The sequence below is a fragment of the Streptomyces spororaveus genome, from assembly GCF_016755875.1.
GTDB classification, from domain to species: domain Bacteria; phylum Actinomycetota; class Actinomycetes; order Streptomycetales; family Streptomycetaceae; genus Streptomyces; species Streptomyces spororaveus.
In genome coordinates, this window is record NZ_BNED01000005.1 from 6,226,033 (window position 1) to 6,240,144 (window position 14,112).

At 70.8% G+C, this 14,112-nt stretch carries 11 protein-coding genes and 1 pseudogene; 9 read left to right on the forward strand and 3 right to left on the reverse strand.

All coding sequences use genetic code 11. The annotated features are described in order from the left end of the window. The first annotated feature begins 311 nt into the window (after positions 1–311). The 4 genes from gltB to Sspor_RS30600 all read left to right on the forward strand — a co-directional run bounded on the left by gltB (position 312) and on the right by Sspor_RS30600 (position 7,546). Positions 312–4,853 (forward strand): glutamate synthase large subunit, encoded by a 4,542-nt coding sequence (gene gltB / locus Sspor_RS30585; RefSeq protein WP_202203968.1) that lies wholly within the window; start codon positions 312–314, stop codon positions 4,851–4,853. Further along, positions 4,846–6,306 carry a glutamate synthase subunit beta gene (locus Sspor_RS30590; protein WP_202201986.1) on the forward strand — a complete coding sequence of 487 codons (1,461 nt, stop codon included), beginning with the start codon at positions 4,846–4,848 and terminating at the stop codon, positions 6,304–6,306. The genes gltB and Sspor_RS30590 overlap by 8 nt, the downstream gene beginning before the upstream one ends. A gap of 218 nt (positions 6,307–6,524) precedes the next feature. Continuing rightward, a complete protein-coding gene (locus Sspor_RS30595; RefSeq protein ID WP_202201987.1) occupies positions 6,525–7,361 on the forward strand; it encodes a helix-turn-helix domain-containing protein in 837 nt (278 codons plus the stop codon). Then, positions 7,346–7,546 carry a DUF397 domain-containing protein gene (locus Sspor_RS30600; RefSeq protein ID WP_237404101.1) on the forward strand — a complete coding sequence of 67 codons (201 nt, stop codon included), beginning with the start codon at positions 7,346–7,348 and terminating at the stop codon, positions 7,544–7,546. Before Sspor_RS30595 ends, Sspor_RS30600 begins: the two co-directional genes overlap by 16 nt. Here the strand turns inward: Sspor_RS30600 and Sspor_RS30605 are convergent. After that, a complete protein-coding gene (locus Sspor_RS30605) occupies positions 7,518–7,727 on the reverse strand; it encodes a UTRA domain-containing protein (protein ID WP_308295837.1) in 210 nt (69 codons plus the stop codon). The two genes, Sspor_RS30600 and Sspor_RS30605, sit on opposite strands and share 29 nt — an antisense overlap. 29 nt (positions 7,728–7,756) lie before the next feature. Further along, positions 7,757–7,963 (reverse strand): annotated as a pseudogene (locus tag Sspor_RS30610) (integrase core domain-containing protein); the annotation flags it as partial. Between the two features lie 149 nt (positions 7,964–8,112). On the opposite strand from Sspor_RS30610, the gene Sspor_RS30615 reads away from it, so the two are divergent. Next, the gene (locus Sspor_RS30615) at positions 8,113–9,123 is read left to right on the forward strand and encodes a quinone oxidoreductase family protein (protein ID WP_202201988.1); all 1,011 of its coding nucleotides are present in this window, start codon (positions 8,113–8,115) and stop codon (positions 9,121–9,123) included. 497 nt (positions 9,124–9,620) lie between these two features. Here Sspor_RS30615 and Sspor_RS30620 read toward each other — a convergent pair whose 3' ends face one another. Next, positions 9,621–10,037: a hypothetical protein gene (locus tag Sspor_RS30620; protein WP_202201989.1), complete on the reverse strand. Its 417-nt coding sequence runs from the start codon at positions 10,035–10,037 to the stop codon at positions 9,621–9,623. 205 nt (positions 10,038–10,242) lie between these two features. Between Sspor_RS30620 and Sspor_RS30625 the strand changes: the two genes are divergently transcribed. The 4 genes from Sspor_RS30625 (at position 10,243) to Sspor_RS30640 (ending at position 14,105) form a co-directional block, all read left to right on the forward strand. Next, positions 10,243–10,656 (forward strand): GntR family transcriptional regulator, encoded by a 414-nt coding sequence (locus tag Sspor_RS30625; protein ID WP_237404102.1) that lies wholly within the window; start codon positions 10,243–10,245, stop codon positions 10,654–10,656. After that, positions 10,653–11,546, forward strand: a complete 894-nt coding sequence (locus tag Sspor_RS30630; RefSeq protein ID WP_202201990.1) for an ABC transporter ATP-binding protein — start codon at positions 10,653–10,655, stop codon at positions 11,544–11,546. Before Sspor_RS30625 ends, Sspor_RS30630 begins: the two co-directional genes overlap by 4 nt. Beyond that, complete coding sequence (locus Sspor_RS30635) at positions 11,543–12,577, forward strand: ABC transporter permease (protein WP_202201991.1); 1,035 nt, start codon at positions 11,543–11,545, stop codon at positions 12,575–12,577. The genes Sspor_RS30630 and Sspor_RS30635 overlap by 4 nt, the downstream gene beginning before the upstream one ends. 244 nt (positions 12,578–12,821) lie before the next feature. Further along, complete coding sequence (locus Sspor_RS30640; protein WP_202201992.1) at positions 12,822–14,105, forward strand: DUF1906 domain-containing protein; 1,284 nt, start codon at positions 12,822–12,824, stop codon at positions 14,103–14,105. Positions 14,106–14,112 lie beyond the last annotated feature (7 nt).

A 14,112-nucleotide genomic window follows, 5' to 3' on the forward strand; every position in this document is an offset into this window, starting at 1 on the left:
GAATCCGTGTCCGCCGGGAATCACACCAGGGCTCCGGGCAACGATGCCCGCCCTGCACCGGGACCTCCGCCTCGCGCGATACCTCCGTAGAGCGCCGCGAAAGTCCCCTCTTTCTGCCTCGTGCAGTCCGCATGCTGGAATGGCGTATCCGCTTCTCGGGATTGTCGTCATCATGTAATCTGCACGAAATTTCGCAGAGGGCCAACGTCGTCCCTCGGCTATGCACATATGCCACGACGACGACGGGAGAGCCGATGCGTTCCGCATCCACGCACTCCGCGACCGGCCCCAGCACCACCGCCTGGTCGCCCATGGACGGTCGCCCCGCCCAGCAGGGCATGTACGACCCGCGCAACGAGAAGGACGCCTGTGGCGTCGGATTCGTGGCGAACCTCACCGGCGAGGCCACCCACACACTCGTTGAGCAGGCCCTGACCGTATTGCGGAACCTTGAGCACCGCGGCGCGACCGGCTCCGAGCCGGACTCGGGCGACGGCGCCGGAATCCTCAGCCAGGTCCCCGACGCGTTCCTGCGCGAGGTGGCCGGCTTCGAGCTCCCCGAGGCCGGCGGCTACGCCGTCGGTATCGCCTTCCTCCCCGCCGACGGCACCGCACAGGCCGTCGCCGTGGAGCAGATCGAGGCCCTCGCCGCCCAGGAGAACCTCACGGTCCTCGGCTGGCGCGAGGTCCCGGTCAGCCCGGACCTGCTCGGCAACGGCGCCCGCGCCACCATGCCGGCCTTCTCGCAGCTGTTCGTCAGCAACGGCAGCACGGGCATCGAGCTGGACCGCAAGGCCTTCGTGCTGCGCAAGCGCGCCGAGCGCGAGGCCGGCGTGTACTTCCCGTCGCTCTCCGCCCGCACCATCGTCTACAAGGGCATGCTGACCACCGGCCAGCTGGAGCCCTTCTTCCCGGACCTCTCCGACCGCCGCTTCGCCTCGGCCGTCGCCCTGGTCCACTCGCGCTTCTCCACGAACACGTTCCCGTCGTGGCCGCTCGCCCACCCGTACCGCTTCGTCGCGCACAACGGCGAGATCAACACGGTCAAGGGCAACCGGAACTGGATGAAGGCCCGCGAGTCCCAGCTGGCGAGCGCCGCCTTCGGCGAGGGCGCGCTGGACCGGATCTTCCCGATCTGCACCCCGGACGCCTCCGACTCGGCCTCCTTCGACGAGGTCCTGGAGCTGCTCCACCTCGGCGGCCGGTCCCTCCCGCACAGCGTGCTGATGATGATCCCGGAGGCGTGGGAGAACCACACCTCCATGGACCCGGCCCGCCGCGCGTTCTACAAGTACCACTCCACGCAGATGGAGCCCTGGGACGGCCCGGCCTGCGTCACCTTCACCGACGGCACCCAGGTCGGCGCGGTCCTCGACCGCAACGGTCTGCGCCCCGGCCGCTACTGGGTCACCGACGACGGCCTCGTCGTCCTCGGCTCCGAGGTCGGCGTCCTCGACATCGACCCGGCCAAGGTCGTCCGCAAGGGCCGCCTGCAGCCCGGCAAGATGTTCCTCGTCGACACCGCCCAGAAGCGGATCATCGAGGACGACGAGATCAAGAACGAGCTGGCCGCCGCCGCGCCCTACGCGGAGTGGCTGGAGACCGGCGAGATCGAGCTGTCGGACCTGCCCGAGCGCGAGCACATCGTGCACACCCACGCCTCGGTCACCCGCCGCCAGCAGACCTTCGGCTACACCGAGGAAGAGCTGCGCGTCATCCTCGCGCCGATGGCCCGTACCGCCGGCGAGCCGCTCGGCTCCATGGGTACGGACTCCCCGATCGCGGCCCTCTCCGAGCGCCCCCGGCTGCTCTTCGACTACTTCACCCAGCTCTTCGCGCAGGTCACCAACCCGCCGCTGGACGCCATCCGCGAGGAGCTCGTCACCTCGCTGCTGTCCTCGCTCGGCCCGGCCGGCAACCTGCTGGAGTCGAACGCCGCGACCTGCCGCAGCGTCACCCTGCCCTTCCCGGTGATCGACAACGACGAGCTGGCCAAGCTCATCCACATCAACGCCGACGGCGACATGCCCGGCATGAAGGCCGCCACGCTCTCCGGCCTCTACCGGGTCTCCGGCGGCGGCGGGGCCCTCGCCGCCCGGATCGAGGAGATCCGCGCCGAGGCCGACGCGGCCATCGCCAACGGCGCCCGCCTGATCGTCCTCTCGGACCGCCACTCGGACGCCGAGCACGCGCCGATCCCGTCGCTGCTGCTCACCTCCGCCGTGCACCACCACCTCATCGCCACCAAGCAGCGCACCCAGGTGGGTCTGCTCGTCGAGGCCGGTGACGTCCGCGAGGTCCACCACGTCGCCCTGCTCATCGGCTACGGCGCGGCCGCGGTCAACCCGTACCTCGCCATGGAGTCCGTCGAGGACCTGCTGCGCGCCGGTACCTTCCTGTCCGGCCTGGAGCCGGAGCAGGCCATCAAGAACCTGATCTACGCGCTCGGCAAGGGCGTCCTGAAGGTCATGTCCAAGATGGGCATCTCCACCGTCGCCTCCTACCGCGGCGCCCAGGTCTTCGAGGCCGTCGGCCTCAACGACGAGTTCGTCGAGACCTACTTCAACGGCACCGCCACCAAGATCGGCGGCGCCGGCCTGGACGTCATCGCCAAGGAGGTGGCCGCGCGCCACGCCAAGGCGTACCCGGCCTCCGGCATCGCGGCCACGCACCGCGCGCTGGAGATCGGCGGCGAGTACCAGTGGCGCCGCGAGGGCGAGCCGCACCTGTTCGACCCGGAGACGGTCTTCCGCCTCCAGCACGCCACCCGCAACCGCCGGTACGACATCTTCAAGCAGTACACGGCCCGGGTGAACGAGCAGTCCGAGCGCCTGATGACGCTCCGCGGCCTGTTCGGCTTCAAGTCGGACCGCGAAGCCATCTCCATCGACGAGGTCGAGTCGGTCGCCGACATCGTCAAGCGCTTCTCCACCGGCGCCATGTCGTACGGCTCCATCTCCAAGGAGGCGCACGAGACCCTCGCCATCGCCATGAACCAGCTGGGCGCCAAGTCCAACACCGGTGAGGGCGGCGAGGACCCGGACCGCCTGTACGACCCGGCGCGCCGCTCGTCCATCAAGCAGGTCGCCTCCGGCCGCTTCGGCGTGACCTCGGAGTACCTGGTCAACGCGGACGACATCCAGATCAAGATGGCGCAGGGCGCCAAGCCCGGCGAGGGCGGCCAGCTGCCCGGCCACAAGGTCTACCCGTGGGTCGCCAAGACCCGGCACTCCACCCCGGGCGTCGGCCTGATCTCCCCGCCGCCGCACCACGACATCTACTCCATCGAGGACCTGGCTCAGCTGATCCACGACCTCAAGAACGCCAACCCGGTCGCCCGCATCCACGTGAAGCTGGTCTCCGAGGTCGGCGTGGGTACGGTCGCCGCGGGTGTCTCCAAGGCCCACGCGGACGTCGTCCTCATCTCCGGCCACGACGGCGGTACGGGCGCCTCCCCGCTCACCTCGCTCAAGCACGCGGGCGGCCCCTGGGAGCTCGGCCTCGCCGAGACCCAGCAGACCCTGCTGCTCAACGGGCTGCGCGACCGGATCGTCGTCCAGACGGACGGCCAGCTCAAGACCGGCCGTGACGTGGTCATCGCCGCGCTGCTCGGCGCCGAGGAGTTCGGTTTCGCGACCGCGCCGCTCGTCGTCTCCGGCTGCGTCATGATGCGCGTCTGCCACCTGGACACCTGCCCGGTCGGCATCGCCACCCAGAACCCGGTCCTGCGCGACCGCTTCTCCGGCAAGCCCGAGTTCGTCGTCAACTTCTTCGAGTACATCGCGGAGGAGGTGCGCGAGCTCCTCGCCGAGCTGGGCTTCCGTACGATCGAGGAGGCCGTCGGCCACGCCGAGCTGCTCGACACCACCGCGGCCGTCACGCACTGGAAGGCGCAGGGTCTCGACCTGGAGCCGCTCTTCTACGTGCCGGAGCTGCCCGAGGGCGCGGTCCGCCACGCCCTGATCGAGCAGGACCACGGTCTGGAGAAGGCCCTCGACAACGAGCTGATCGAGCTCGCCGCCGACGCGCTGAACGCCGAGAGCGCCGAGTCCGCCCAGCCGGTCCGCGCCCAGGTCGCGATCCGCAACATCAACCGGACCGTCGGCACGATGCTCGGCCACCACGTCACGAAGAAGTTCGGCGGTGCGGGCCTGCCCGACAACACCATCGACCTGACCTTCACGGGCTCGGCCGGCCAGTCCTTCGGCGCCTTCGTCCCGAAGGGGGTCACCCTCCGCCTGGAGGGCGACGCCAACGACTACGTCGGCAAGGGCCTCTCCGGCGGCCGCATCGTGGTCCGCCCGGACCGCGGCGCCGACCACCTCGCCGAGTACTCCACCATCGCCGGCAACACCATCGGCTACGGAGCCACCGGCGGCGAGATGTTCCTGCGCGGCCGCACCGGCGAGCGCTTCTGCGTCCGCAACTCGGGCGCGCTGGTCGTCTCGGAGGGCGTGGGCGACCACGGCTGCGAGTACATGACCGGTGGCCGGGCGGTCGTCCTGGGCGAGACGGGCCGCAACTTCGCGGCCGGCATGTCGGGCGGCGTCGCGTACGTCATCGACCTCGACCCGCACAACGTCAACGTCGGCAACGCGGGCGCGGTCGAGACCGTCCTGTCCGACACCGACAAGCAGTGGCTGCACGATGTGGTGCGCCGCCACGAGGAGGAGACCGGCTCGACCGTGGCCGCGAAGCTCCTGGCTGACTGGTCCGTCGCGGTGGACCGCTTCAGCAAGATCATCCCCACCACGTACAAGGCAGTGCTCGCCGCCAAGGACGCCGCTGAGCTCGCCGGACTCTCGGAATCCGAGACCACGGAGAAGATGATGGAGGCGGCGACCCATGGCTGACCCGAAGGGCTTCCTCACCACCCCCCGCGAGACCGCCTGCACCCGTCCCGTAGCCGACCGGCTGAAGGACTGGAACGAGGTCTACGTCCCGGGCTCGCTGCTCCCGATCATCAGCAAGCAGGCCGGCCGCTGCATGGACTGCGGCATCCCGTTCTGCCACAACGGGTGTCCGCTCGGGAACCTGATCCCGGAGTGGAACGACTTCTCGTACCGCGAGGACTGGACCGCCGCGTCGGAGCGCCTGCACGCGACGAACAACTTCCCGGAGTTCACCGGGCGGCTGTGCCCGGCCCCCTGCGAGTCGGCGTGCGTGCTCGGCATCAACCAGCCCGCCGTGACCATCAAGAACGTCGAAGTCTCGATCATCGACAAGGCGTGGGACAACGGCGACGTCACCCCGCAGGCGCCGGAGCGGCTGTCCGGCAAGACGGCCGCCGTCATCGGCTCGGGCCCGGCGGGACTCGCCGCCGCCCAGCAGCTGACCCGGGCCGGCCACACCGTCGTCGTGTACGAGCGCGCGGACCGCATCGGCGGCCTGCTGCGCTACGGCATCCCCGAGTTCAAGATGGAGAAGGTGCACATCAACCGCCGCATCGAGCAGATGCGCGCGGAGGGCACCAAGTTCCGCACCGGCGTCGAGGTCGGCCGCGACATCACCGCCACCGACCTGCGCAAGCGGTTCGACGCGGTGGTCGTCGCGGCGGGCGCGACCGTCTCCCGCGACCTGCCGGTCCCGGGCCGCGAGCTCAACGGCATCCACTTCGCGATGGAGTACCTGCCGCTCGCCAACAAGGTCCAGGAGGGCGACTTCATGGCGCCCCCCATCACGGCCGAGGGCAAGCACGTGGTCGTCATCGGCGGCGGCGACACCGGCGCGGACTGCGTGGGCACCGCCCACCGCCAGGGCGCGGCCTCGGTCACGCAGCTGGAGATCATGCCCAAGCCGGGCGAGGACCGTAACTCCAACCAGCCGTGGCCGACCTTCCCGATGCTCTACAAGGTCACCTCGGCCCACGAGGAGGGCGGCGAGCGGGTCTACTCCGTCTCCACCACCCACTTCGAGGGCGACGAGGACGGCAACGTCCAGGCCCTCCACCTGGTCGAGGTCGCCTTCGAGGACGGCAAGCTCGTCCAGAAGCCGGGCACCGAGCGCGTCCTCCCCGCGCAGCTGGTCACCCTGGCGATGGGCTTCACGGGCACGGACCAGGCGAACGGTCTGGTCCAGCAGTTCGGCCTGGAGCTGGACGCCCGCGGCAACATCGACCGCGACGCCTCCTACGCGACCAACGTGGACGGCGTCTTCGTCGCCGGCGACGCGGGCCGCGGCCAGTCGCTCATCGTCTGGGCCATCGCGGAAGGCCGCTCGGCCGCCCGCGGCGTGGACCGCTTCCTGACCGGCAGCAGCGCCCTCCCGTACCCGGTCAAGCCGACGGACCGCTCGCTGACGGTGTAGCACCGCCGGCACCCCCGCCCCGCGAAGGGCGGGACCCCTCATACGGTCCGTACAACGGTGTACGGAACACCCGACACAGCGCCCGCCACGTCCCCGACCAGGGGTGGCGGGCGCTGTGGCGTTGAGTAGTCGTATCAATGCGTTCCGCTGAACCGTCGCTGCGGCCGGGACTACGCTTTTCGCGGAGCGAGGGCACTGCGGAGGCGGGGAGTTGGCTCATGGCCAAGCCGAATGACGAGGGTGGGGCGCAGACGCCGGAGGAGTTCGCCCGCGAGGAGCTGCGGGGGAAGCGCGAGGCGGCGGGGCTGACCCAGGAAGGGCTGGGCGAGCGCATCTTCGCCACGGGGGCGTACGTCGGGATGATGGAGAGCGGGCGTCGTCGGCTGCGCCCCGAGATCGCCAGGCTCATCGACCGGGAGCTCGACACGGGGGACTACTTCTTCCGTCTGGCCAGGGCGTTCAAATCCAAGCACAGCGAATACTTCGCCGCCGCGGCCGAGTTGGAAGGACTGGCGACGGCCCTCTACGAGTACGCCCCCACCCTGGTTCCGGGGCTGCTCCAGACGGAGGCCTATGCCCGGGCGGTGATCCGGGCCGCCAAGCCGACTGCGCTTGCCGAGCGTGTTGACGCCCTGGTCGCGGCACGCATCGAACGCGCACGACTTCTCGTCGATCCGGAAACCCCTGAGATGTGGGTGGTCCTGCACGAGTCGGTGCTGCGCACAGCGGTAGGAGGCCCTGCTGTGATGGCGGCTCAGTTGCGGCACATCGCTTCGTACGCCCGTGCCCACCGGATCACCGTGCAGGTCGTGCCGTTCGCGGCCGGGGCCCATGGAGCGCTGGGTTCGATGATGACCATCATGCAGTTCACCGACGCGCCCGATGTGGCGTACACCGAGGGCCCCCACTCAGGGCAGCTGCTCGACTATCCGGCCCTGGTTCAGCGCTACTGGAGGTCATACGATCTTGCCAGGGCCGCTGCGCTGTCGCCGGAGGTGTCCCTGACCCTGATCGAGTCGGTGGCGGAGGAGTACGCGACGTGCGTGCAGACGTGAACGGCCTGTCCTGGCGCAAGTCCTCGTACAGCAACGGAGACGGCGGCAGCTGCGTCGAGGTGTCCGACGACCTCCCCGGCATCGTCCCGGTCCGCGACAGCAAGCTGGCCGGCGCCGGGCCGGTCCTGCTCTTCCCCGCCGCCGTATGGGCTCCGTTCATCCAGGCTGTGCAGGGCCGAGCCTGATCTCGTAGCGCAACTGCTGGCGTCCGGCCGGCATGAGCATCACGTCCGCCTGGATGGGGCGGTCCCCGGCGTCGTAGGTGGTGCGGGTCAGGCGCAGGACCGGTTCACCCGCCCCGAGACGCAGTCGCTCACGTTCCTCTTCGCGCGGGATCTGCGACGTCACGGCCTCCACGACCCGCACGCCGACGTGCCTCAGGTGGTATTGCCTCGTCAGGTTGGGACGCGGCTTGCGGGTGGTTTGCCTGCGAGTGCGGTGTGTCCGCGGTGGTGATTGTAGGAGTGGAGCCGGCCGGCGAACGCTTCGCGGCGTTCGATGTCTGACCGGTAGGGGCGGGCGTAGGCCCATTCGTCGAGCAGGGTGCGGTTGAAGCGTTCGACCTTGCCGCTGGTCTGGGGCCGGTAGGGCCCGGTTCGTCGCCCGGGTGCGGAGCAGGCGTCTCGGCTCTCGGCGGGGGCGGCGGGCTGGTCTGCTGCCGGGAATCGGATCGCCATCAACGAGGTTGGTGGGGATGAGCCGTTGATCGCCATCAACGGGGTTGGTGGGGATGAGCCGTTATTGGAGGGCCATGCGAGCGATTCAGGTGTACGAAGTGGGCGGTCCCGAGGTGCTGCAGGAGGCCACGGTGGACCAGCCGCGGCCGGGTCCCGGCGAGGCGGTCGTGGAGGTCGCCGCATCCGGGGTCAACTTCCTCGACGTCTACCACCGCGAAGGCCGGTACAGCCTCCCGCTGCCCTTCACCCCGGGCGCCGAGGGCGCCGGCACGGTCGTCGAAGTCGGACCCGGCGTCGCTGACGTCGCAGTGGGGGACCGGGTCGGTTGGGTGGAGATTCCCGGTACGTATGCCGAGCGGGCCGTCGTGGACTCCTCCCGGCTGGTGCCGCTGCCCGACGACATCGGCTTCGAGACAGCCGCCGCCGTGCTCCTCCAAGGCATGACCGCGCACTATCTCGTCAAGGACGCCTACCCGGTTCAGGGGGGCGACACGGTGCTCGTGCATGCGGCTGCTGGCGGCATGGGGCTGCTTTTGACCCAGCTCATCACCCATCTCGGCGGCAGGGTGATCGGCACGACGTCGACTACGGCGAAGGCCGGGCTGGCGAAGCGTGCCGGGGCCGCTGAGGTGATTCTTTCCTCCGCGGTCGACGATCTCGCAGCCGAGGTGAGGCGGCTCAACGGCGGTCAGGGACTGCCGGTTGTCTTCGACGGCGTCGGCGCGCACACCTTCGATGCGAGCCTCGCCAGCCTGCGAACCCGCGGCCATCTCGTGCTCTTCGGCGCGGCAAGTGGTGCCGTGCCGCCGTTCGATCCGATGCGGCTCGCCCACGGCGGTTCGCTGACCCTGATCCGGCCCAGCCTCGGGGACTTCATCGCCGATCGGTCCGAACTGCTCCGACGGGCCGCCGATGTGTTCGAGTGGGTGCGCTCCAAGGCGCTCGAGGTCACCGTAACGGGCCGCTACGCATTGTCCGAGGCCGCCCAGGCCCACAGCGATCTGGAGGCTCGGCGTACCACCGGCAAGCTGCTCCTCGTACCCGATGCGGCCGCTGTCGGACGCCGCGAGGAGACGCAGAGCTGATCGCGGGTGACGAGATCGGGGATCTTGGAGACTGAGGCCCAGGGCGGCCGGCAGCGTCACGGCGTCGCCGCGGATCTTCGCCGCGCCGGCGAGCGCCGTGCCGACGGCGATGTCCCTGGGGTAGTACGTGTCGGTCAACTCCGTCGGCTCGTAGTCGAGTTCGATCAGCCTGTGTCGCGTTGCGACCGTACTTCCGGCCGCCGGCCCGAGCATGAGGGCGACGCGGGCGGGGGCTACCACCTCTCCGGCATGCAGGATGCGCCGACTGCCCCGCCGTCCTGCTGTCGCGGCCTCCTCCGTCCACGCGTCCGCCGCGCCCGGCGGCTGGGCGGTCAGATACGGCATCGACCTACTGGTCCACTCACCGCCGCTCACCATGCCTCCCACACCTGAAGCCCGCTCCGTCGACTCCGCGCTATGCGACGGAGCCCGGCTTCAAGTCGCAGCGCCCGCCACGTCCCCGACCAGGGGTGGCGGGCGCTGCGGTGTGTTCGGGGCTACTCGGGCTGGGTGACCGTGGCGCCCCAGTGGGTGGTCGGGGTCGAGGCGGTCACCCACGCGGTGAAGCCGCCGTGGAGGCCGGTGCCGAGGGGGAGTGTGACCACCGTCGGGTCCGTGCCGGGGCAGTCGACGGTGAAGGGGGCCGGGTTGCGGTCCGGGTGCTCGTCGAGGCGGAACGACACCTCGATGCTCCCGCCCTCGGCGCAGCCGAAGGTGATGAACGTGTCCAGCTCTGCGGAGAGGCCGCCCGAGACGAAGCCGCTGGAACCGGCCTGGTCGGCGATCCAGATCAGGCCGTCGGGGCCCGGGTAGCCGATGACCTCGCCCGTCGGCGCGGCCTGGGCCGGGCTCGCCGCCAGGGCCAGTGCGAGAGCCGGGGCCAAGGCCGCCAGGGCGGTCGTGTGCTTCTTCATGTCATCCCCCAGGTTGTCGTGTCGTCCGTTCGTCGGACAGTCGTGACGCTACCCAGCGGTACTGACATCTGCCTGAGTACGCGTACTCAGTCCGCTCCGTCCCCAATCCGGGCCGCTCGCGGCCGTGTTGACGTCCACTCGGTTGACAGTGATCGGATATGCGTAGTCCTATAGTGCTAGGAAGCTAGATGAATAGAGGAGGACAGTGATCGAGTTTCACCTCGATGCCCGCTCCGGCGTCGCCCCGTACATGCAGCTCGTCCACCAGGTGCGACAGGCACTGCGGTTGGGCCTGCTGGCCGAAGGGGACCGGCTGCCGACCGTCAAGGACGTCGCGGCCGGCGTGGCGATCAACCCCAACACCGTGCTCAAGGCCTACCGGGAGCTGGAGTACGAGGGCCTGGTCGCGAAGAAGCCCGGGGTCGGCACCTTCATCTCCGGGACGCTCAGCGACGACTCGCTCTCCGAACACGAGCCGCTCCGCCGGGAGTTGCAGCTGTGGCTCGACAAGGCGCGGACCGCCGGGCTGGGCGAGGAGAGCATCGAGGCCCTGTTCCTGAGCACCTTCCGCGCCCGCACCGGCACGGACCCGCACACGCACACCGAAGAGGAGAAATGACCGCCATATTGGAAGCCCGCGCGCTGGGCAAGCGGTACGGCCGCAAAGTGGCGCTCAGCGACTGCACCCTGAGCGTGCCGTCCGGGCGGGTCGTCGGCCTGGTCGGGCCCAACGGGGCCGGGAAGTCCACCCTGTTGCAGCTGGCCTGCGGGCTGATCGGCCCGACCTCGGGCAGCATCGAGGTGCTCGGCGGCCGGCCCGCCTCCGGGCCCGGGCAGCTGGCCAAGGTCGGCTTCGTCGCCCAGGACACCCCCACCTACGCGGGGCTGTCCATCGCCGACCACCTGCGCCTCGGCGCCCGGCTCAACCCGGGCTGGGACGCACAGCTGGCCGAGGAGCGGATCCGGCAGCTCGGCCTGGACCCCGCCCAGAAGGCGGGCAAGCTCTCCGGCGGCCAGCGCGCCCAGGTGGCCCTGACCCTCGCCGTGGCCAAACGGCCCGAGCTGCTGATCCTCGACGAGCCCGTCGCCGCCCTGGACCCGCTGGCCCGGCGGGAGTTCCTGCAGAGCCTGATGGAGGTCGTGGCCGAACACGGAACCACCGTGGTGCTCTCCTCGCACCTGGTCTCCGACCTGGAACGGGTCTGCGACCACCTGATCTCGCTGGTCGCCTCCCGGGTCCAGCTCTCCGGCGACGTCGACGACCTGCTCGCCACCCACTTCCGGCTCACCACCGCCCGCCGCGAGGCGGCCACCCTGCCCCAGGGCATGCGGGTCGTCCTGGAGACCCACACCGAGCGGCAGAGCACCTTCATCGTGCGCTCCGACAAGGCGGTCCAGGATCCCTCCTGGGTCCTGGAGCCGCTCAACCTGGAGGACCTCGTCCTCACCTACATGAGCCAGGCCACGGCCGGGTCCGGCCACCGACCCACCCGGGAGAACCAGCGATGATCTGGCTGACCTGGCGCCAATACCGCGTCCAGACCCTCGCCGCGCTCGCCGTCCTGGCCGCGCTCGCGATATTCCTCGTGGTCACCGGCCTCCAGATGCGTGACCTCTACGACAGCACCGTCGCCGACTGCCGGGGCGACTGCGAAAGGGCCCGGAACGCGCTGGTCGTCGAATACCGGACCCTGACCTACTACGTGACGAGCCTGCTGCTCGCCACCCCCGGCATCATCGGGCTCTTCTGGGGCGCCCCGCTGATCGCCCGTGAACTGGAGACCGGCACCCACCGGCTCATCTGGAACCAGAGCATCACCCGAGGCCACTGGCTCCTGGTCAAGCTCGCGGGCGTCGGCCTGACCGCCGTCGCCGTCACCGGGCTGCTCAGCCTCCTGGTGACCTGGTGGGCGCACCCCATCGACCAGGTCAACCTGGACCGGTTCACCGCCCTCATGTTCAGCGGGCGGGCGATCGTCCCCCTCGGCTACGCGGCGTTCGCCTTCACCCTCGGCGCCTGCGCCGGACTCCTGATCCGGCGCACCGTGCCCGCGATGGCCGCGACCCTCGTCGCCTTCCTCGCGGTCCAGATCCTCGTCCCCTTCGCGATCCGCCCGCACTACATGACGCCGGAGCGCGCCGACGTCGCGCTCAGCTCCCTCGTCATGGCGCCGACCGGCAGCGACGGATCGTCCGGCGCTCCGGCGGAGGGCTGGAACGGGAACCACGTCCAGCTGATGGGCTCCGGAGACGACACCCATCTGCGGGTCGGGGTCCTCAAGCCCGGCGTCTGGGTCGTGTCCGACCCCGGTGCGGTGCTCGACCCCGCCGGCCACGAGGTCCGAGGGGCCAAGGGCTGCGCCGATCCCAAGGCGGACCCCTTCGGCTGCTTCGCCACCTCGGACCTCCACATAGAGGTCGACTACCAGCCCGCCGACCGCTACTGGACCTTCCAGTGGATCGAGACGGGGATCTTCCTCGCGCTCTCCGGGCTGCTGGCCGGGTTCTGCTCCTGGTGGCTGCGCCGCCGGGCCGTCTGACCGGGTCGCGGAGAAGGGGAAAAAGGGGCGGCCGAAGCCAACGCAACTGGCTTCGGCCGCCCCCTCGACCTTACTCGCCCAGCCGTACCGGGCCCGCGGCCCGCGGTGACGGGCCCGGGCCCGCGTCACTCGTGCAGGTGACCCGGGCCGGCGGGCCCGGCTGGGCGGGGATAGGCCGGACGGGCCAACTGCATTCCGCACGCGCACAGTTCGCGGCGGCCGCCGTCTGGTACCCATCTGGATCATGGCCCCCATCCGAACGCTGCTGAGCGGCCTGCTCGGCACCGCCCTGCTGATCCCCGGCACGTCCGCCGGCGCCGCTCCCGCCGCCGAGGCGCAGACCGTCGACTACCGGGGCCTGCGCCTCGCCCTCCCCGCCGACTGGAGGGTCGTCGACCTCGACCGGAACCCCGACGCCTGTCTGCGCCTGGACCTGCCCACCCTGTACCTCGGCCACGCCGGCACCCAGGCCGAGTGCACCGGCCGGGCCGTGGCCGGCCGCGCCGACACCCTGCACCTCGAACCCCTCGACGGAGCCCCGGAGCGCGCCGACGTCCCGACCGTCGACGTGGACTCCCGGAGCCTGCCGCGCGAGGTCCCGCCCCGCTCCGACAGCAACGAGCTGCGGTACGCCCTCCACCGGTCCGGGATCATGGCCACCGTCTCCTACGGGGCCACGCCCGACGGCGTGCGGCGGGTCCTGGCGCGGGCCCGCGCCGTGGCGCCCGCGCCCGCCCGGCCCCCCGTCGTGGCCGTGCCGGCCACCGGCGGCCCGAAGCCCCGTACCGCCCAGGACCCTTTCAAGGGCGAGGGCTTCGACGCCTGTACCGCCCCCACCCAGAAGACCATGGACGCCTGGCGGGCCGCCTCCCCCTTCGGCGCGATCGGCGTCTACATCGGCGGCCGGGCCCGGGCCTGCGCACAGCCGCGCCTCACGGCCCGCTGGGTGGAGCGGCAGGCCGCCGCGGGCTGGCACCTGATGCCGATCTGGGTGGGCCCGCAGCCCTGGCACCATGCCGGCACCGGCCTGTCCACCGACCCCTCCGAGGCCAATGCGCAGGGCCGGGAGGCCGCCGAGGGCGCGGTGGACGCGGCCCGGTCGCTGCGGCTTGCCGAGGGCACGGTGCTCTACAACGACCTGGAGAACTACACCGACCGCGCCACCTGGGACGCCCCCGTCGTCGCCTACCTCACCGCTTGGACGGACCGGCTGCACGAGCTGGGCTTCCGCTCCGCCGCCTACGTCTCGGTGAGCTCCGGGGTCAAGGCGCTGAAGGCCCACTACCACCAGGCCCCGCACGCCATGCCGGACGTACTCTGGTCCGCGCGCTGGAACCTTTCGGCCACCGTGGGCGACGCCGACATGGGCCTGGCCAAGGGCACCGCCAAGTGGGCCGGCCCGCGCCGTGCCCACCAGTTCCGCGGCGACCACAAGGCCACCTACGGCGGGGTCGGCCTCACCATCGACCGCAGCTGGGTGGACGTGAACCCCGCCGCCCTCGGCCCGGTCGGCCGCAAGGGTTTCTAGGAGGCAG